Source organism: Pseudonocardia tropica, assembly GCF_040105315.1.
Lineage (GTDB): Bacteria > Actinomycetota > Actinomycetes > Mycobacteriales > Pseudonocardiaceae > Pseudonocardia > Pseudonocardia alni.
The window spans coordinates 27,903-46,651 of the sequence record NZ_JBEDNP010000022.1 but is presented as its reverse complement, the minus strand read 5'-3'; the positions used below and the strand labels follow the sequence as shown (position 1 = coordinate 46,651).

Genomic DNA, 18,749 nt, shown 5'->3' with positions numbered 1-18,749 from the left:
CTCGTGCACGGCGTCACGGACGGCGTCGGGGGAGATCTCGTCGTCGCTGGTGACGGTGACGGCGCCGGTCGGCAGGTCGACGGCCACGTCGGTGACGCCGGCGATCTCGCTGATCTCCTCGGTGACCGAGGCGACGCAGTGCTGGCAGGTCATGCCGGTGACGGTGTAGCTGGCGGTGCTCATCGTGCTCTCTCCCGTTCGGATGTCAGGATCGGACCAGCCGGGCGATCGCCGCGCTGGCCTCCCGGATCTTCTCCTCGGCGACGGGGCCACCCTCGGTGGCGGCGTCGGCGACGCAGTGCTTCAGGTGCTCGTCGAGCAGGCCCAGCGCGACGGCCTCGAGGGCCTTGTTGACCGCGGCGACCTGGGTCAGCACGTCGATGCAGTACTTGTCGGACTCGATCATCTTGGTGATGCCGCGGACCTGGCCCTCGATCCGGCGCATCCGCTTGACGTGCGCGTCCTTGGTGTCGGCGTAGCCGGGCATCGCGTCCTCCTCGGGGTCCACCGTCACCATACCCCTAGGGGGTAACAGTATCCACCCGGGCTGTAGCGTCCGGGGTGTGACGGACCGGACCCGGCTGCTCGTGCTCGTGCTGCCGGTGCTGCTCGGACTGCTGGGGATGCACGCGCTCGCGGCGCCACCCGCGCCTTCCGGTGTACACCACGCTCCCGCGGTCGCCGCAGCCTCGGTCCCGCACGGGGTGGAGGGGTCGTCGCCTCCCGACTCGCACGGCATGCCCCACGACGGGGCGGCGCACCTGCTGCACCTGTGCCTGGCCGTGCTCGCGGCCGGGGTCGTCCTGGCCGCGGCGGTGCTGCTGTCGGGGTTCGCGCCGCTGCCGTCGTCGCGGCGGCCGGCCGGTCCGGGACGCCCGCGGACCGCACCGACGGCCCGCCCGCCCCCGGTCCCACGGCGGCTCGCGCTGCTCTGCGTGTCGCGGACGTGACCGGCCTCCGGCGCGGGAGAGCGCCGGAGCCGCCGAGCACCCACGACACGGGAGAACAGACACATGACACGCACGAACGTGGCGCTCGCCGCCACGGCACTGGCCGCTGCCCTCGTCCTGACCGGCTGTGCCGGCGGGGGCGCGTCCGCCCCGCCCACGGCCTCGTCGAGCAGCGCCGACGTCGCCTTCGCCCAGGGCATGATCCCGCACCACGAGCAGGCGGTCGCGATGGCGCGGCTCGCCGACGGCCGCGCCGGAGCCCGGGTACGCGACCTCGCCGCCCGGATCGAGGCGGCCCAGGGCCCGGAGATCGGCCGGCTCCAGGGGTTCCTGGCCGACTGGGGCGCCGCGCCCGCCGCGGACCACCACGGCGGTCACGGCGACATGGCCGGGATGACCGGGATGATGTCCGACGAGCAGATGGCAGGTCTGGGACGCGCGTCCGGCGCCGCGTTCGACCGGTCGTTCCTCGAGATGATGATCGCCCACCACGAGGGGGCGGTGACCATGGCCCGCGCGGAGCTCGACGCGGGGGTGGACCCGCGGGCCCGGGAGCTGGCGCAGCGGATCGTCGACGCGCAGCAGGCGGAGATCGCGGAGATGCGGGCGCTGCTGGGCTGAGGTGGGCCCGGTCGCCGCACGGCTCGGGCCGTGGGCGGCGCCGGCGGGGCGGGGTCGGTTCGGTCGACCGCGCCCCGCCGTCGCCCGGGCGGCGCGGCGCCGCGCCGCGCTCGCCGCGCCTCGTCCATGCGGCCCGCCGTTGTCGCAGCTCAGCAATTCGCGATAGCGAACGGAAACTAGCAATCGAACACACGTTCGAGTATCGTCGATGGTGTGACCGCCACCCAGGAACCACCCGCCCACGCCACCGGCGTGCACGTAGGTGGGTTCCCGTGCGGTGACCTCACCCTGCTCCGGTTCCATGTCGAACAGGCACTCGCCACTGACACCGAAGGGCTGTCCGAGGCCGAGCTGGTCGACCAGATCCAGGAGATCGAATCCCTCCAGGCCTCGCTCGCCGCCCTCCAGGCGAGCCGGATCCGCGCCTTCGCCCAGGCGCATGTCGACAGTCACCGCGTCGACGACCGGAGCGACTTCGACAAGATCCACCGCAGCGTCGTAGCCCAGATCCAGCTCGCCTGCCGGGTCTCCACCGCCGAGGCCCGCACCCGCGTCGCCAACGCCCGCGACCTGCACGCCGGGCTCGACGACGTCCGGCGTCTCCATGAGGCCGGGCAGCTCAGCGCCGCCAAGGTCACGGCGATCGCCGTCGAGTGCCGCGACCTGAACACCATCCAGCGCGCGCGGGTCGACGCCCGCCTCGCCGCCGTGCGCGACCTGACCCGGTACGGGATCGGGCGGCTGCGTGCGATGACGCGGCGTCTGGTCGCCGAGATCGCCCCCGACCGGTTCCGGGCACGGGTCCACGCCGCGAAAGCCGAGCGCCGGGTCACCCTGCGCCCGGCACCGGATGCGATGAGCTATCTGACCGCGTATGTGCCGGTCGAGCAGGGCGCCGCCTGTCTGGCCGCGCTGCAGAAGGCGTTCGTCGAGGTCCAGGTGAGTCCGGAGCCGCTGACCCGTACCCGCGGGCAGGTCCTCGCCGACACCCTGGTGGAGCGGGTGACCGGACAGGCCACCGCGACCGCGGTGAACCTGGAAGTCCAGGTCACCGTCCCGATCCAGGCGCTGCTCGACCCCACCTCCCCGCTGCCCGCCGAGATCCCCGGCTTCGGACCGGTCCCGGCCGACCTGCTCGCCACCCCCGAGGGGACGAAGTCCCTACGCAGACTGCTGACCGACCAGGGCATCGTCATCGGCGGCGACTCCCGCAGACGCACCTTCACCGGACTGCTCGCCACCCTCGTCAAAGCCCGCGCGCAGAACCGGTGCACCGAGCCCTACTGCGACGCACCCGTCCGCCACCTCGACCACATCCACCGCGACGCCGACGGCGGACGCACCGAACTCGACAACGGACGCGGAGTCTGCGAGTTCCACAACCACGTCCGCGAACAACCCGGATGGCACATCGCCCGGGCCCCCGACGGGACCGTGGTCACCAGGACCCCGACCGGGCACACCTACCGCGGACCGGACTGACACTTGCAGCTGACGCTACGTCAACTCCTACCGTCGCTCCCATGACGGACGAGGCCTGCTGGAGCACCGACGACGTGGTCCGCCTGGCCGGGGTGAGCTCACGCACCCTGCGCCACTACGACCACATCGGACTCGTGTCCCCGGCCGGGACCGGCCCGGGTGGACGGCGTCTCTACGGCCGGACGCAGCTGCGTCGGCTGCAGCACGTGCTGTTGCTACGGGAGCTCGGACTCGGCCTGCCGCAGATCGCCGCGGTGCTCGACACCGGGTCGGACGCCGCGGAGGTGGACGCCTTGCGTGTCCACCACGGGCGGCTCCTCGAGGAGATCGCGCGCCTGCGCCGGCTCGCCGACACCGTCGCACGATCCATCGGAGAACGAGAGGGGACAGGCGAGATGACCGCCGAGGAGATGTTCGAGGCGTTCCGGGACGACCCGCACGGGGCCGAGGCCCGGGACCGCTGGGGCGCCGACGCCGTCGCCGTCCAGGAACGCGTCGCCGACTGGACACGCGCCGACGCAACGGAGCTGACCGCGGACTGGGAGTCGGTCCTGCGCCGGCTCGCCACGGCACGCTCCGCCGGGGACCCGGTCGACGCGCACGGCGCCGGGCTGAGCGGCTACCTGCGCGACGCGATCGCCGTGTACGCGGCGGAGCGCCTGGAGCAGCCGTGACTCAGGTGAACGAGATGTGCACGTGGTCCATGTGGTTCGCCGTCGCCCCGCCCCGGTCCTCCTGGGCCTTCCAGCCGCTGCCGGTGTCGATGCGCTGCTGCCAGATGATGTAGGAGATCCCGAGGTCGTCCCAGTTCTGCTTGGCGTAGGCGGCGAGCCGGTCGCCGGTCGCCTTGTCGACCATGAAGTCCAGAGCCTTGCCGCTGGGGTGGTCGGAGGCGTTGCCGCGGCTGCCGATGCCCAGCACGGAGTCGACACCGAACAGGCAGCGCAGCTTCTCCCCGGCCGTCGCCACGTCCGCGGCGACGCCCTCCATGCCCGCGGTGCCCAGGGCGCACGTGGTGGACCCGGTCGGGCCGCCACCCGAGGGGGCGCCGGAGGTCCCGGCCGAGGACCGCGCGGAGTCGGCGGCGCGGGCGGCCGCCTCCCGTGCCTCGCGGGCGGCGGCACGGGCGCGCTCGCGCGCCTCGTCGCGGGCCTTCACCGCGGAGCCGACCGCACCGTCCGCAGCGCCGACGATCGCATCGACGTCGACCGGGGGCGGCGGCTCGGCCAGCGACCGGGCCGCGCCGGCGTGCGCCGACGGCGTGGCCGAGGCCGCCTCGGTGAGCGAGGCGTCCGCGGCGGGGGTGCTGAACGCCTGCAACGCGAGGTCGTCGACCCGGGGGAGCCCGCCGCCGGTCGCGGCGTGCGCGGCGACGAGGCCGCCACCGGCGAGCGCGGAGGTGAGTGTCTGCAGGGTGCGGGCCCGGCCCGCGCGGCGGTGCCTCCCGCCCCGCTCCGGGCCGACGTCACGGGTGACGACGGTCGTCGACGGCAGGGGTCGGCTCGGGTCGGTCCGGCTCGGGGAGCGCCGGGCCGCCACGGAGCCGGGGATGTTCCTCGGCACGCAGGGCGTCCTTCCTCGTCGGAGACGGCTGCGCCCGTGTGCCTGGGGAGCGGGGCGCGCGGTCCTGCTGGGGATCAGGGCCGTAACCGTTCCGTGATCGACGGTACGGATCGGGTTGTCCGCGTGGGACCGGTCCGCGACCACCGGCCGTCGCGGTGCTGCGAGTGGCGGGCCGCTCGGCCGGAAGGATCAACCGTGATCCACCTGTTGCCGAGGTGGGGTCAGGCGTCCTGGACGTCCCAGGTGCCCGCGGCGTAGTCGAGGGTGACCCGCAGCGCGCCTCCGTCGCCGTGGCTGACGTAGACGAGCCGGTCGTCGGTGGCCTCCTGCACCTCGGTCCGCGCGTCGTACAGCCACGGGTGACGGCGGCGCAGCCCGATCAGCTCCTGGTGCACGGCCAGGACGTGCGGGTCGGAGCCGGAGGGGAGGGACCCGTCGGCGGGGAACTCGGGGCGGACCGCGTCGTCGCCGCCGGCCCGCTCCTCCTTGACCCCCGTGAGGCCGAGCTCGTCGCCTGCGTACACCGAGGGGGTGCCGCCGACGGTGCAGAGCACGGCGACGGCCAGCTCGATGTGGCGGCGGTCGTGCAGCTGCGACGCGAGGCGGGTGACGTCGTGGTTGCCGACGAAGGTGTTCGGCACCGCGGCGGCGACGAACCGGTCGTGGCGCTGCAGCGCCCACGCCAGCTCGTGCGGGTTGCCGTCGTCGAGGCTCGACCAGATCGCCTTCCACAGCTCGTACTGGGTGAGCGAGTCGATCGTGGTGGCGGCGGTGACCGCGTCGTGCTCGCCGTGGATGACCTCGCCGAGGAACCAGGCATCCGGGTGGCGCTCGCGGACGCGGGGGAGCACGTCGGCCCAGAAGTCGTCGGGGACGGTGTAGGCGGCGTCGAGCCGCCACCCGTCGGCGCCGCGGTCGAGCCAGTGGCAGAGGATCTCGACGACGTGGTCGCGGACCGCGGGGTTGTCGTGGTCGAGGGTGTGCAGGCCGGGGTGGCCCTCGAAGACGGCGATGTCCCCGTCGTCGGTGTGCCGGAACCAGGCGTCGTCCGGCCCGCCGGGGTCGGCGCGGGCGGCGAGCAGCCGCGGGTGCTCGGGGCCGACGTGGTTGAACACGCCGTCGAGCAGGATCCGCAGGCCGCGCCCCTTCCCCTCGGCGACGAGCGCGTCGAAGTCGGCGTCCGAGCCCAGGCGCGGGTCGATCCGCAGGTGGTCGGTGGTGTCGTAGCCGTGGGTGGCCGAGGCGAACACCGGGCCGAGCAGCAGCCCGTTCGCCCCCAGCGCGACGGCGTGGTCGAGCCATCCGATGATCCGCCGCAGCGAGTGGTCCGCGCCGTCGCCGCGGTCGGGGTGGGCCCCGGTGAACCCCAGCGGGTACACGTGCCACCAGATCGCGTGCCGTACCCAGTCCATCCGCGCGACCCTAGTCGTCGAACGGGTCCCCGGCCCGCGCCCCGCCGAGCGCGCGGAGCAGCGAGGCGAACCCGCCCGCCACGTGCTCCTCGGTCGCGGCGGCGGCCCGGTCGGCGTCGCCGTCGGTCACCGCGTCGAGGATCGCCCGGTGCTCGGCGGCCGAGGCGGCGGCGCGGTCGTCGTCCTGCAGGGTCAGGTCCCACGGGAACGCCTGCCACAGCGCGGCGATCCGCTCCGGCAGCGCGGCCACGCCGCACCGGTCGTAGAGCAGGAAGTGGAACTCGCGGTTCCGCTCGCGGGCGGCGGCCGGGTCGTCGGCGGGGCGGTCGAGGACGGCGCGGGCCCGGGCGAGGTCGTGCCGCGAGACCCGCGGCGTCGCGCGGCGGACCGCGTAGGCCTCGGTGAGCCGGCGCACCACGTAGGTCGCGGTCACCCGGTCCACGTCGACGCCGGCGACCCGCACCCCGCGGTGGTGCTCGGCGACGACCAGCCCCTCCGCGGACAGCAGGCTCAGCGCCTCGCGGACCGGGGTGATGGAGGCGCCGAACCGGCGGGCCAGCTCGTCCTGGCGCAGCGGCGTCCCGCGGGCGAGGCCGCCGCCGAGGATGTCGCGGCGCAGCTCGGCGACGATCCGGTCCCGCTTGGTGCTCACCGCTCGTCGAGCCAGGCGAGGACGGCCCCGGTGTGCTCGCCGACGGCCGGGACCGGGTCCATCCGCGCGGTCCGCCCGGCGACGGTGATCGGCGGCTGCAGTGCGCGCAGCGGCCCGACCGGGCTGCCGACCTCGGTCCACCGGTCGCGCGCGGCGAGCTGCGGGTGCTCCAGCACCTCCCCGACCTCGCGCCGCCGGGCGTGCGCGATCCGCGCCTCCACCAGCCGCGCGACGAGCTCGTCGCCGGTCAGGCCCGTGAGCACGGTGTCGATCTCGGCGTGCAGGTCGGGACGGTTCTCCACCCGGGCCCGGCCGCTCGCGAACCGCGGGTCGGTCTCGACCTCCGGGCGGCGGAGCACGACCTCGCAGAACGTCGCCCACTCGCGTTCGTTCTGGATCGACAGGACGACGTCGGTGCCGTCGCCGGCGGAGAACGTGCCGTACGGGGCGATGGCGGCGTGGCTGGTGCCGGTCCGCTTCGGGGCGGTGCCGCCGTAGCCGGCGTAGTAGAGCGGGTAGCCCATCCACTCCACCAGCGAGTCGAACAGGCTGACCTCGAGGTCGGTGCCCCGTCCGGTGCGTTCCCGCTCGTAGAGCGCGGACAGGATGCCGGAGAAGGCGTACATGCCGGCACCGATGTCGGCGGCCGGGATCCCGCTCTTCGCGGGCGCGTCCTCGGTGCCGGTGATCGAGACGAGCCCGGCCTCGGACTGGATGAGCAGGTCGTAGGCCTTGGCGTCGCGGTACGGGCCGGACGAGCCGTAGCCGGAGATCGAGCAGGTCACCAGCCGCGGGTACCGCTCGCGCAGCGCCGCGGCACCGAGCCCGAGCCGTTCGGCGGCGCCCGGGGCGAAGTTCTGCACGAACACGTCGGCCCGTTCCAGCAGCCGCAGCATCGTGGCGCGGCCGTCGTCGGACTTGAGGTCGAGGGTGACCGACTCCTTGGACCGGTTCAGCCACACGAAGTGGCTGGACATGCCGCGGACGGTCTCGTCGTAGTCGCGGGCGAAGTCGCCCGAGCCCTCGCGTTCGATCTTGACGACGCGGGCGCCGAGGTCGGCGAGGTGCCGGGTCGCCAGCGGTGCGGCGACGGCCTGCTCGCAGGACACGACGAGCAGTCCCTCCAGGGGGAGTGCCATCAGATGCTCCGTCCGCCGTCGACGGGCAGGACGACGCCGGTCAGGAACGACGCGGCGTCGGAGGCGAGGAACACCGCGGCGTCGGCGACGTCGCCCGTCTCCGCGAGCCGGGTCTGCGGGATGCCGGCGACGAAGCGCTCGCGAGCGGCCTCGGGGTCGTCGTCGAGCGCGGTGGCGGGGAAGCCGGTGAGCCCGGCGTCGCACGACGGCAGGTCCAGGCGCCCGAACGCCTCCTCGACGAACCGACCGGCCCCCGCCCGGCCGATGCCGGACGCGCCCCCGGTGACGATCGCGACCTTGCCCTGCAGTGCGCCCGCGGCCATGACGGCTCCTCGACGTCGAGACGATGCCTGATCCCACAGATCATGCATCAGTCGCCCGGATCATGCATCGCCGGACGCGATCGTCCCGCCGTCCCGCTCCCGTCGACTCCGGGTCAGGGGTGCCGGGCTGCGGCGACGAAGTCGCGGATGCGGGCGTGGTCCTTCACGCCGCGGGACGACTCGACGCCGCTGGAGACGTCGACGCCCCAGGGACGGACGCGGCGCACCGCGGTGGCGACGGTGTCCGGGTCCAGCCCGCCCGCGAGCAGCCACCTCCCGGCCGGTCGCGGGTCGAGCGCCTCGGCGTCCCAGCGCTCACCGGACCCGGCGACGGGGGAGTCGAGCAGCAGCACGTCCTCGCCGTACAGACCCACGGTGAGGTCGGGGTCGTGGGCCAGTGAGGTCGCCCGCCACAGGGTGATCGGCGCGCGGGCGGCCGCGGTGAAGTCGTCCCGGGTGTAGCGGCCGTGCAGCTGCAGCACGTCGGCGCCTGCGTCGCCGGTCACCGCCGCGGCCCGGTCGGCGGGCAGGTCGGCGACGACGACCACCGACCGCACCCCGTCCGGCACCCGGTCGACGAGCGCGCCCAGGTCGGCCGGGTCGACGTGGCGGGGGCTCGGCGGGTACACGACGAACCCGACCGCGTCGGCGCCGGCGGCCACCGCCGCGTCGACGTCACCGGGGGTCCGCAGCCCGCACACCTTGACGAACACTCGTCCGACCCTACGGGGCGCCCGGCCTCGGAGTTCGAGCACGCCTGCTCCTCCTCGGTGAGCAGCGAGTCCCGGTGGTCCGGCTCCCGGCGAGGACCCGGTCTCGCGGTGGCAGGCAGGTACCCGGCCGGCACGTGCTGCGGCGGGAACCGAGCGGCGGGCACGTCGAGCGAGCCGGACGGGCCCGCCACGACCGGCACGTCGAGTCCGTGGAGGACGTCGAGCAGGACGCGCCCCACCGGCGGCGGGTCGTCGGTGCGTCGTCGAGCAGGCGGCGGACGGTGTCCGCCGCGGAGGTGGGCGTTTCCAGCGCGCCCCGGGCCGCCAGGTCGGCGACGAGCCGGTGCGCGGTCGGCAGGGGGACGTCGGCGGGCCGGTCGGGGCCGAACGCGTCGAGCAGGCCGAGCGCGCGCACCACGACCGACCCGGTCGGTCCCACCGGGTGGCCGCGGCGCGACGTGGTCATGCCCGCCGGCATCAGGTGTCGTAGTCGACCGTGACGGTGTCGGTCACCGGGCGGGACTGGCAGGTGAGGACGAACCCGGCGGCGACCTCGTCGTCCTCCAGTGCGTAGTTGCGCCGCATCGTCACCTCGCCGTCGGTCACCTTCGCCCGGCACGTCCCGCACACCCCGCCCTTGCAGGCGAACGGCAGGTCGCCACGGACCTTCTGGGCGGCGTCGAGGACGTACCCGCCGGCCGGGACGGCCAGCGTCGTCGACCGTCCGTTGAGGACGACCGTGACCTGCGCGCCGTCGCCGTCCGGCCCGGGCTCGTGGCGGTCGACCTCGGGTGGCGGCTCGTCGACGTAGAACAGCTCGCGGTGTACCCGGCGCCGCTCGACGCCCAGCTCGCCGAGCACCGCGACCGCGGCCTCGGTCATGCCCAGCGGGCCGCACAGCCACCAGTCGTCGACGTCGCCGGTGTCGACCAGCGCGGTGAACAGCAGTCGCAGCCGGTCGGCGTCCAGCCGGCCGTTGACGATCTCGGACTCGGTGGGTTCGCGCGAGAGCACGTGCAGCAGGTGCAGCCGCGGGCCGTAGCGGTTCTTCAGGTCGGCGATCTCCTCGGTGAACATCACCGTGTCGGTCCGCCGGTTGCCGTAGACGAGGGTGACGCGGGTGTCGTCGTGCGCGGCCAGCAGCGACGCCGCGATCGACAGCACCGGGGTGATCCCGGACCCGGCGGCGACGAGGCCGTGGTGCGTTCCCGCGGTCAGCTCCGGGGTGAACGACCCGGCGGGCGGGCCGACCTCGACGACGTCGCCCGGGGCCACCTCGTCGACCAGCCAGGCGGAGAACAGGCCGCCGTCGACCCGGCGTACCCCCACCCGCGGCGCGGTCCCGGCGGCGGAGCAGATCGAGTACGACCGGCGCTCCTCGCCGTCGGCGGTGTCCTTCCGCAGGGTCAGGTACTGGCCGGGCCGGAAGTCGTAGTGCCCGCGCAGGTCCTCGGGGACGTCGAAGGTGACGGCGACGGCGTCGTCGCACAGCCGGTCGACCTCGGTCACCACGAGCCGGTGGAAGCCGGCGGGCAGCGCGTCGTCCCCGGCCAGCAGGGCCTCGATCTCGTCGTCCAGGGCGAGCATCGTCCGGCCGTACGCCCGGTTGGCCCGGGCCTGCCACGCCGCCGCGCGCCGCTCGCTCATCAGATCTCCTCGCCGGTCTGGTCGATCACCGGGCGCGCTCCGCTCCTCGCTCGCCAGGGCTCGCTGCGATGGTCACACACTCAGATCTCCTTCATGTGCTCGAACGGCTCACGGCAGGTGGTGCACCGTCGCAGCGCGGTGCACGCGGTCGGGCCGAAGCGTGACAGCTCCTCGGTCGCCCGGGACCCGCACTGCGGGCAGGGCACGACCGTCGACGGCGCGTCCAGCGTCAGCGGGATCGGTCCGCCCGTCCGCGGGGCGCTCCCGGGCGGCGCGACGCCGGCCTCGGCGAGCTTGCGCCGCCCGGCCTCGCTGATCCAGTCCGTGCTCCAGGCGGGGGAGAGCACCGTCCGCACCTCGACGCGCGCGTACCCGGCCGCGGTGAGCGCGCCGCGGATGTCCGCGCGCATCTCCTCGATCGCCGGGCAGCCGGAGTAGGTGGGGGTGATCGTGACCGTCACGCGATCGTCCTGTTCGGACACCGAGCGGATCACGCCGAGGTCGTCGAGGGTGAGCATCGGCATCTCGGGGTCGACGACCTGCGCGACGACCCCGCCCGCCCCGCTCACCAGGACGCCCCGGGGTGACGGCGCGCGAGGCTCTGCAGCACGACCAGTGCGGGCTCCAGCTTCTCGGTGTGCACGCCCTGGCGGCCGCCGCGGCCCCCGATCGTGCCGGTCGGCCGGACCTGCGGCACGGTCAGCGTGGCGCGCCCGATCACCTGCGCCAGGACGGCGTCGACCTCCTCGCGGGTGTCCGCCGGATCGACGGCGACACCGGCGGTGACCAGGCGTCGCTCGGTGTCGGTGGTGCGGAACAGCTCGCCGAGGTGCGGCCACACCCACTCCAGCGCGTCCTGCATGCGCCGGTGCGACTCCGGCGTGCCGTCGCCGAGGCGCAGCGTCCAGCGCGCGGCGTGGTCACGGTGGTAGGTGACCTCCTTGACCCCCTTCGCGGCGACGGCGGCGACCACCGGGTCGGCGGAGTCCGTGAGCCGGTGCAGCAGCGCGAGCCGCCAGGTGGCGAACACCAGCAGCCGGGCGACGGCGCGCGCGAAGTCCAGGTCGTCGGACGGCTCGACAAGCCCGACGCAGCGGAACTCCGACACCTCGCGCCAGTAGGCCAGCGCGTCCTCGTCGCGGCCGGTCAGGTGCCCGGCGCGCGACAGCAGCACCCGGGCCTGGCCGAGCAGGTCGAGCGCGGTGTTGGCGATCGCGACCTCCTCCTCCAGCTCCGGGGCGTTCGAGACCCATTCTGTCAGCCGGTGGGACAGCACCAGTGCGTCGTCGCCGAGCATCAGGCAGTACTCCGCGAGGTCCGCCGGTTCGGTGCCCGCGGGAACCGGCGCGACGATGTCCGCCGCGCGGTCCTCGAACCCCGACCCGAACGCCCAGCGCGGGTCGTCGCCCCCCTCGCTGAGGCCGTCGTAGACGGAGCCGCTCACAGGTGCGGCACCTCCTCCGGGATCGCGTAGAACGTCGGGTGCCGGTAGACCTTGTCCCCGCTCGGGGCGAAGAACGGGTCCTTCTCGTCCGGGCTGGACGCGGTGATCGCGTCGGCGCGGACCACCCAGATGCTCACGCCCTCGTTGCGACGGGTGTAGACGTCGCGGGCGTTGTGCAGGGCCATCTCGTCGTCCGCGGCGTGCAGCGACCCGACGTGGACGTGGTTGAGCCCGCGCTTGCCGCGGACGAACACCTCGTAGAGCGGCCAGGCGCGGCGGCTCGGCCGCTCGCCCTGCCCGGTCTCGACACCCGTCGTCGGGACGGCGCCGTGGCCGCCCTCGGCGGTGACCTCGGTCGGGTCCACCTGCTCCCCGCTCACGCCCGGGCCTCCTGCTTCTCCGCGTACGCCCGTGCCGCCTCGCGTACCCATGCCCCGTTCTCGTGCGCGCGACGCCGGTGGTCCAGGCGCTGCCGGTTCGCCGGCCCCGCCCCGGAGACGACGGCGGAGAACTCCGACCAGTCCGGCTCGCCGAAGTCGTGCGCCTGCCGCTCGTCGTTCCAGCGCAGGTCCGGGTCGGGCAGCGTGACGCCCAGCACCGCCGCCTGCGGGACGGTCATGTCGACGAAGCGCTGGCGCAGCTCGTCGTTGGTGTGGCGCTTGATGCCCCAGGCCATCGACCGGTGGGTGTTGGGGGAGTCGCCGTCGGCCGGGCCGAACATCATCAGCGACGGCCACCACCAGCGGTCCACCGACTCCTGGACCATGCGCTTCTGCGCCTCGGTCCCCGCGGTCAGGGCGAGCAGCGACTCGTAGCCCTGGCGCTGGTGGAACGACTCCTCCTTGCAGATGCGGATCATCGCCCGGGCGTAGGGCCCGTAGGAGCAGCGGCACAGTGGGACCTGGTTCGCGATCGCCGCGCCGTCGACCAGCCACCCGATGACCCCGATGTCCGCCCAGGACAGCGTCGGGTAGTTGAAGATCGAGCTGTACTTCTGCTTGGAGTCGATCAGCTTCTCGGTGAGCTCCTCGCGGTCGACCCCAAGGGTCTCGGCGGCCGCGTAGAGGTACATGCCGTGGCCGGCCTCGTCCTGCACCTTGGCCAGCAGGATCGCCCGGCGCCGCAGCGAGGGCGCGCGCAGCAGCCAGTTGCCCTCCGGCTGCATCCCGATGATCTCCGAGTGCGCGTGCTGGGCGATCTGCCGGATCAGGGTCCTGCGGTAGGCCTCGGGCATCCAGTCCCGCGGCTCGATCCGCTGGTCCGCCGCGATCGTCGCGTCGAACCGCTCCGCCAGCTCCGCCGGGGATGGCGCGGTGCTCGTCACTGGACACCTCCGTACCGAATGTTCGTTCGGCGCCGAGTGTGGCGGACGAGCGGAGGATCCCGCAACCCCGGCTCCCGCGCGGTGGTCGGTGCCGCCCATCCCGACCTGCGCTTCGGTATCGAGTACGACGGGGAGCGCCGTCTGGACCGCGGTCGTGCCCGGCGGACCTGCGGCGGCAGGCGTTCCGGACCGCGCAGGGCTGGGAGGTCCTGCGTCCCGAGACGGTCACTCCTCAGCGGTGCAGGCGCAGGAGTCCGGCGTCGGTGGGGGTGAGCCCGCAGGAGCGGTGGAAGGGGGTCAGGTGGGGGGCGAAGTCGGCGTGCAGCCAGGTGCAGCCCGCCGCGGTGGCCTGCTCCACTGCTCCGGCGAGGTTGACGAACCCGGCGAGCGCGTCGCCGTCGCGGGCGTCGAGCCAGCTCAGGCTGTGTGCGGCGAGCTGGGCGGACCAGCGTCGCAGGCGTGGGGTCTCGTCGAACCCGGCGGCGTGCAGCGCGGAGAGCGCGACGTCGTCGACGTCCGGGCGGACCCGGACCCGGATGTCGGTCACGGCGCCGGGACGATGCCGGCGAACGCGGCGCGGACGACGTCCTCGGGCAGGGTGGCGGTCCCGGGGCGGCCGGGGCGGTACCACTCGACGATCGAGTTGATCGTGCCGGACAGCAGCCGTGCGGCCAGGGCGGGGTCGACGTCGGAGCGGACCTCGCCGGCGTCGACGGCGTCGCGGACCAGGGCGCGCACGGCGGCGTCGAACGCACGGCGGCGTTCCAGCGCCCAGCGCTCGGTCTCGGTGTTGCCGCGCACCCGGAGCAACAGGGTGACGTAGGGCAGCTCGGACATCAGCACCCTGACCTGCGCGGCGACGATCACCCGCAGCCGGTCGGCGGGGGAGCCGGCGCGGGCCTCGGGCAGGTCGAGCACGCCGAACAGCCCGTCGACGGCGCGTTCCAGCGCCGCGCGCAGCAGCGCCTCCTTGCCCGCGAAGTGGTGGTAGAACGACGACTTCGTGATCCCGGCGGCCCGCGAGAGGTCCTCCATCGACGTCGCGTCGTAGCCGCGGTCGATGAACTCCCCGACCGCGGTCTCGAGCAGCGCGTCGCGGCCGCCGCTGGGTCGCCGGGCCCGCTTGACCGGCGAGCTCATCGGCCCTCGAAGACGGGCTTCTTCTTCGCGAGGAAGTCGCTCACGGCCTGCTGGTGGTCGCGCGTGGTCGACAGCCGGACCTGGGCGTCGGCCTCGTACTCCAGGACGGCGGGGAGCTCGTTGACCGCGCCGAAGCGCAGCGCGCCCTTCACCTCGGCGTAGGCGCGGGTGGGTCCGGCGGCCAGCCGGCGCGCGAGCTCCAGCGCGGTGCCGAGGACCTGGTCGGCCGGGACGACGTCGCGCACCAGGCCCCAGTTGCGGGCGTCCTCGGCGGTGAACTGCTCATTCAGCAGCACCAGCTCGGTCGCCCGGGAGACGCCGACGGCGTGCGCGAGCGACGCCGCGAGGCCGCTGTCGGTGGACAGCCCGATCCCGGTGAACGCGGTCGCGAACTTCAGCCCCTCCGCGGCGATCCGCAGGTCGGTGGCCAGCGCGATGCCGAGCCCGGCGCCCACGCAGGGCCCGTTGATCGCGGCGACCACCGGCTTCGGTGCCTCGTTGAGCGCGCGGATCAGCGGGTTGTAGTGCCGGCGCACGGTGCCCAGGGCGTCGACCGGGTCGACGCCCAGCGCCGCGGCGTGCTCGCCCAGGTCCTGCCCGACGCAGAACGCCTTCCCCGCGCCGGTCAGCACGATCGCGCGTACGGACTCGTCCCCGGCGACCTCGACGACCGCGGGGAGCAGCGCCTCCTTGAGCTCGACGGTGAGCGCGTTGTACTTCGCGGGCCGGTTCAGCGTGACCACCGCGACCGACGGGTCGGTCTCGTCGCGGGTCACGAGGACGGCGGGATCGGTGCCGGTGGCGGGGGAGGTCATCCGACGAGCCTAGCGGCCGACCGAACGATCGGTCTCCCCGTCCTGCCGGCGTCCGGACGGACCCTGGTGCGGTTCCGTGGACCGGTGCTAGGTTCGCCCGAACGAACGGTCGGTTCAATCGCTGACCCGCGACGACGAAGCGCGACGGAGGCTCGCCGATGACCCTGCTCCGCAGTCACCTCTCCGGTACCTGGCAGACCGGGAGCGGCGAGGGCCGCCCGCTGTACGACGCGGTGACCGGCGAGGAGGTCGCCCGCATCTGTTCCGACGGCCTCGACCTCGCCGGGGCGCTGGAGTACGGGCGGCGGACCGGCGGGCCCGCGCTGCGCGAGCTCACCTTCCACCAGCGTGCCGCCCTGCTGAAGGCGCTCGGGCAGCACCTGCGCGAGCACCGCGAGCAGCTCTACGCCGTCTCCGCGCGGACCGGCGCCACCCTCGGCGACTCGAAGTTCGACGTCGACGGCGGCATCGGCGTCCTGCTCGCCTACGCCTCCAAGGCGAAGCGCGAGCTGCCCAACGACACGATCCACGTCGAGGGCGACGTCGAGCCGCTCGGCCGGGGCGGGACGTTCCTCGGCCAGCACGTGCTCACCCCGTTGCACGGGGTCGCGGTGCAGGTCAACGCGTTCAACTTTCCCGTCTGGGGCCCGCTGGAGAAGCTCGCCCCGGCCTTCCTCGCGGGCGTCCCGACGCTGATCAAGCCCGCGTCGCCGACGGCCTTCCTCACCGCGGAGCTCGCCGAGCTGATCATCGGCTCCGGCCTGCTGCCCGAGGGGTCGGTGCAGTTCGTCGCCGGCTCGCTCGGCGACACCTTCGACCACCTCACCGGGCAGGACCTGGTGAGCTTCACCGGCTCGGCGTCGACCGCGCAGACCCTGCGCAGCCACCCCGGCATCGTCCGGAACTCCGTGCGGTTCTCCGCCGAGGCCGACTCGCTCAACCTGGCCGCGCTCGGCCCGGACGCCGCGCCCGGGACGGCCGAGTTCGACCTGTTCGTGACGACCCTGACCACCGAGATGACGGTCAAGGCCGGGCAGAAGTGCACCGCGATCCGGCGCGCGTTCGTGCCGCGCGCCCACGTCGACGTCGTCGTCGAGGCGGTGACCGCGCGGCTGGCGCGGGTCGTCGTCGGGGCGCCCGGCGCCGAGGGGGTCGGGATGGGCGCGCTCGCGAGCCTGAACCAGCGCGAGGAGGTCCGCCGCAGCGTGAAGGCCCTGCGCGACGCCGGCCGGATCGTGTTCGGCGACCCCGACCGCGTCGAGGTGACCGGCGCCGACGCCGACCGGGGCGCGTTCGTGTCCCCGCTGCTGCTCGTCGGCGATCCGGACCGGGCCGAGCCGCACGAGGTCGAGGCGTTCGGTCCGGTGGCGACGGTCCTGCCCTACGACACCACCGGGCAGCTGGTCGACCTCGCCGCGCGGGGCCGGGGCTCGCTCGCGGGGTCGGTCGTGTCGGCCGACCCGGCCTTCGTCCGCGAGGTCGTGCTCGGCGTCGCGCCGTTCCACGGGCGCGTCCACGTGCTCAACGCCCGCGACGCCGGGGAGTCCACCGGGCACGGGTCGCCGCTGCCCCAGCTCGTCCACGGTGGACCCGGCCGGGCCGGCGGTGGCGAGGAGATGGGCGGTGTGCGCGGGGTCTTCCACCACATGCAGCGCACCGCGGTCCAGGCCGATCCCGACTCGCTCGCCGCGATCACCGGCCGCTGGGTCGCCGGCGCGCAGCGCCACACCTCCGACGTGCACCCGTTCCGCAAGCACCTGGAGGAGCTGCGGCCGGGCGACTGCCTGGTCGCGGGCCCGCGCCGGGTGATGCAGGCCGACGTGGAGCACTTCGCCGAGTTCACCGGGGACACGTTCTACGCGCACATGGACGAGGCCGCCGCCGCGGCGAACCCGCTGTTCGGGCAGCGCGTCGCGCACGGCTACCTGGTCGTCTCGCTCGCCGCGGGGCTCTTCGTGGACCCCGATCCGGGCCCGGTGCTCGCGAACTTCGGCGTCGACGGGCTGCGGTTCCTCACCCCCGTCCGCTTCGACGACGAGCTCACCGTGACGCTGACCTGCAAGCAGCTCACCCCGCGCGAGTCCGCAGGGTACGGCGAGGTGCGCTGGGACGCCGACGTCACGCGGCAGGACGGCGAATCCGTCGCCCGCTACGACGTGCTCACCCTCGTCGCGAAGAGGGACGCCCGATGACCGCCGTCACGACGCGCCGGGGCCAGGCACCCCCGGCCGAGCTGCTGGACCCGGCCGAGCGGATGTCGGTCGACGAGCTGCGCGCGCTGCAGCTGGAGCGTCTGCAGTGGACCCTGCGGCACGCCTGGGAGAACGTCCCGCACTACCGGCGGACGTTCGAGGAGCACGGCGTGCACCCCGACGACTGCCGCGAGCTCGCCGACATCGCGCGGTTCCCGACGACGACCAAGGCCGACCTGCGCGAGACCTACCCGTTCGGGATGTTCGCCGTGCCGCGGGAGCGGATCGCGCGGATCCACGCGTCGTCGGGCACCACCGGCAAGCCGACGGTCGTCGGCTACACCGCGGGCGACATCGACCGGTGGGCCGGGCTCGTGGCCCGCTCCATCCGGGCCGCGGGCGGGCGCCCGGGGCACCGCGTGCACGTCGCCTACGGGTACGGCCTGTTCACCGGCGGGCTCGGTGCGCACTACGGCGCGGAGAAGCTGGGCGCGACCGTCATCCCCGTCTCCGGCGGGATGACCCCGCGCCAGGTGCAGCTCATCGGTGACTTCGAGCCCGAGGTCATCATGCTGACCCCGAGCTACATGCTGACCCTGCTCGACGAGTTCGAGCGCCAGGGTGTCGACCCGCGTGCGACGAGTCTGCAGGTCGGGATCTTCGGAGCCGAGCCGTGGACCGAGCAGATGCGCGCCGAGATCGAGGAGCGCACCGGCATCCACGCCGTCGACATCTACGGGCTGTCCGAGGTCATGGGGCCGGGCGTCTCGCAGGAGTGCGTGGAGACCAAGGACGGCCTGCACATCTGGGAGGACCACTTCCTGCCCGAGGTCGTCGACCCGCTCGACGGCACCCCGCTGCCCGACGGCGCCGAGGGCGAGCTGCTGTTCACCAGCCTCACCAAGGAGGGGCTGCCGATCATCCGCTACCGCACCCGTGACCTCACGACGCTGCTCCCGGGCACCGCGCGGCCGCAGATGCGGCGGATGGCCAAGATCACCGGCCGGTCCGACGACATGATCATCCTGCGCGGGGTGAACGTCTTCCCGACCCAGATCGAGGAGATCGTGCTCCGCACGCCCGGGCTCGCGCCGCACTTCCAGCTGGAGCTGACGACCCAGGGCAGGCTCGACGCGATGACCGTGCGCGTGGAGGCCCGCGTCGACACGCCCGCCGGGCGCCGTGACCCGGCCGCCGCGGAGCTCGTGCGCGCGGTGAAGGAGACCGTCGGCATCTCCGTGACCTGCGACGTCGTCGACCCCGACACCCTGGAGCGCTCGGTCGGGAAGCTGCAGCGGCTCAAGGACCGCCGGGAGCCGAGGGCCTGACCCG

The 18,749-nt window shown here is 74.2% G+C and carries 22 protein-coding genes; 6 read left to right on the top strand and 16 right to left on the bottom strand.

Annotated elements, in window-relative coordinates; all coding sequences use genetic code 11:
• Both WHI96_RS24875 and WHI96_RS24870 read right to left on the bottom strand, forming a co-directional pair.
• Positions 1–183, bottom strand: a 183-nt coding sequence (locus tag WHI96_RS24875) for a heavy-metal-associated domain-containing protein (RefSeq protein ID WP_349302453.1), incomplete at its 3' end; no start/stop codon positions are given.
• A gap of 22 nt (positions 184–205) precedes the next feature.
• Entirely contained in the window at positions 206–487 is a 282-nt protein-coding gene (locus WHI96_RS24870; RefSeq protein ID WP_073577472.1) for a metal-sensitive transcriptional regulator, read from the bottom strand.
• Positions 488–563: 76 nt separating this feature from the next.
• Here WHI96_RS24870 and WHI96_RS24865 point away from each other — a divergent pair, with 76 nt between their 5' ends.
• The 4 genes from WHI96_RS24865 to WHI96_RS24850 all read left to right on the top strand — a co-directional run bounded on the left by WHI96_RS24865 (position 564) and on the right by WHI96_RS24850 (position 3,727).
• Entirely contained in the window at positions 564–950 is a 387-nt protein-coding gene (locus WHI96_RS24865; protein ID WP_345643215.1) for a DUF6153 family protein, read from the top strand.
• A gap of 63 nt (positions 951–1,013) precedes the next feature.
• Positions 1,014–1,571: a DUF305 domain-containing protein gene (locus WHI96_RS24860; RefSeq protein WP_345643212.1), complete on the top strand. Its 558-nt coding sequence runs from the start codon at positions 1,014–1,016 to the stop codon at positions 1,569–1,571.
• 213 nt (positions 1,572–1,784) lie between these two features.
• Positions 1,785–3,053, top strand: coding sequence for an HNH endonuclease (locus WHI96_RS24855; RefSeq protein ID WP_345643210.1), 1,269 nt, complete (start codon positions 1,785–1,787; stop codon positions 3,051–3,053).
• A gap of 41 nt (positions 3,054–3,094) precedes the next feature.
• Positions 3,095–3,727: a MerR family transcriptional regulator gene (locus WHI96_RS24850; RefSeq protein ID WP_345643207.1), complete on the top strand. Its 633-nt coding sequence runs from the start codon at positions 3,095–3,097 to the stop codon at positions 3,725–3,727.
• Position 3,728: 1 nt separating this feature from the next.
• Here WHI96_RS24850 and WHI96_RS24845 read toward each other — a convergent pair whose 3' ends face one another.
• The 14 genes from WHI96_RS24845 to WHI96_RS24780 all read right to left on the bottom strand — a co-directional run bounded on the left by WHI96_RS24845 (position 3,729) and on the right by WHI96_RS24780 (position 15,225).
• Positions 3,729–4,616, bottom strand: a complete 888-nt coding sequence (locus tag WHI96_RS24845; protein WP_345643204.1) for a VldE C-terminal domain-containing protein — start codon at positions 4,614–4,616, stop codon at positions 3,729–3,731.
• A 221-nt stretch (positions 4,617–4,837) separates the two neighbouring features.
• Positions 4,838–6,028, bottom strand: coding sequence for an alpha-amylase family glycosyl hydrolase (locus tag WHI96_RS24840; RefSeq protein ID WP_345643201.1), 1,191 nt, complete (start codon positions 6,026–6,028; stop codon positions 4,838–4,840).
• Between the two features lie 10 nt (positions 6,029–6,038).
• Positions 6,039–6,680, bottom strand: a complete 642-nt coding sequence (locus WHI96_RS24835) for a GntR family transcriptional regulator (RefSeq protein ID WP_345643198.1) — start codon at positions 6,678–6,680, stop codon at positions 6,039–6,041.
• On the bottom strand, positions 6,677–7,819 hold the full coding sequence (locus tag WHI96_RS24830; RefSeq protein ID WP_345643196.1) for a CaiB/BaiF CoA transferase family protein: 1,143 nt from the start codon (positions 7,817–7,819) through the stop codon (positions 6,677–6,679). Before WHI96_RS24830 ends, WHI96_RS24835 begins: the two co-directional genes overlap by 4 nt.
• Entirely contained in the window at positions 7,819–8,142 is a 324-nt protein-coding gene (locus WHI96_RS24825) for an SDR family oxidoreductase (protein WP_345643193.1), read from the bottom strand. The genes WHI96_RS24830 and WHI96_RS24825 overlap by 1 nt, the downstream gene beginning before the upstream one ends.
• Positions 8,143–8,255: 113 nt before the next feature.
• On the bottom strand, positions 8,256–8,855 hold the full coding sequence (locus tag WHI96_RS24820; protein ID WP_345643190.1) for a phosphoribosylanthranilate isomerase: 600 nt from the start codon (positions 8,853–8,855) through the stop codon (positions 8,256–8,258).
• 477 nt (positions 8,856–9,332) lie between these two features.
• On the bottom strand, positions 9,333–10,442 hold the full coding sequence (paaE, locus tag WHI96_RS24815; protein ID WP_345643227.1) for a 1,2-phenylacetyl-CoA epoxidase subunit PaaE: 1,110 nt from the start codon (positions 10,440–10,442) through the stop codon (positions 9,333–9,335).
• A gap of 140 nt (positions 10,443–10,582) precedes the next feature.
• Complete coding sequence (gene paaD, locus WHI96_RS24810) at positions 10,583–11,071, bottom strand: 1,2-phenylacetyl-CoA epoxidase subunit PaaD (RefSeq protein ID WP_345643187.1); 489 nt, start codon at positions 11,069–11,071, stop codon at positions 10,583–10,585.
• Positions 11,068–11,946: a 1,2-phenylacetyl-CoA epoxidase subunit PaaC gene (gene paaC, locus WHI96_RS24805; RefSeq protein ID WP_345643185.1), complete on the bottom strand. Its 879-nt coding sequence runs from the start codon at positions 11,944–11,946 to the stop codon at positions 11,068–11,070. The genes paaD and paaC overlap by 4 nt, the downstream gene beginning before the upstream one ends.
• Entirely contained in the window at positions 11,943–12,326 is a 384-nt protein-coding gene (gene paaB, locus WHI96_RS24800) for a 1,2-phenylacetyl-CoA epoxidase subunit PaaB (RefSeq protein ID WP_345643182.1), read from the bottom strand. The genes paaC and paaB overlap by 4 nt, the downstream gene beginning before the upstream one ends.
• Complete coding sequence (gene paaA, locus WHI96_RS24795) at positions 12,323–13,270, bottom strand: 1,2-phenylacetyl-CoA epoxidase subunit PaaA (protein WP_345643180.1); 948 nt, start codon at positions 13,268–13,270, stop codon at positions 12,323–12,325. Before paaA ends, paaB begins: the two co-directional genes overlap by 4 nt.
• A 232-nt stretch (positions 13,271–13,502) precedes the next feature.
• Complete coding sequence (locus WHI96_RS24790) at positions 13,503–13,817, bottom strand: GNAT family N-acetyltransferase (RefSeq protein WP_345643177.1); 315 nt, start codon at positions 13,815–13,817, stop codon at positions 13,503–13,505.
• Positions 13,814–14,410 carry a TetR/AcrR family transcriptional regulator gene (locus tag WHI96_RS24785; RefSeq protein WP_345643174.1) on the bottom strand — a complete coding sequence of 199 codons (597 nt, stop codon included), beginning with the start codon at positions 14,408–14,410 and terminating at the stop codon, positions 13,814–13,816. Before WHI96_RS24785 ends, WHI96_RS24790 begins: the two co-directional genes overlap by 4 nt.
• On the bottom strand, positions 14,407–15,225 hold the full coding sequence (locus tag WHI96_RS24780) for an enoyl-CoA hydratase/isomerase family protein (protein WP_345643172.1): 819 nt from the start codon (positions 15,223–15,225) through the stop codon (positions 14,407–14,409). The genes WHI96_RS24785 and WHI96_RS24780 overlap by 4 nt, the downstream gene beginning before the upstream one ends.
• A gap of 158 nt (positions 15,226–15,383) precedes the next feature.
• Here WHI96_RS24780 and paaZ point away from each other — a divergent pair, with 158 nt between their 5' ends.
• Both paaZ and paaK read left to right on the top strand, forming a co-directional pair.
• Positions 15,384–17,417 (top strand): phenylacetic acid degradation bifunctional protein PaaZ, encoded by a 2,034-nt coding sequence (gene paaZ / locus WHI96_RS24775; protein ID WP_345643169.1) that lies wholly within the window; start codon positions 15,384–15,386, stop codon positions 17,415–17,417.
• Positions 17,414–18,745, top strand: coding sequence for a phenylacetate--CoA ligase PaaK (gene paaK / locus WHI96_RS24770; protein ID WP_345643166.1), 1,332 nt, complete (start codon positions 17,414–17,416; stop codon positions 18,743–18,745). Before paaZ ends, paaK begins: the two co-directional genes overlap by 4 nt.
• The last annotated feature ends 4 nt before the right edge of the window (positions 18,746–18,749 follow it).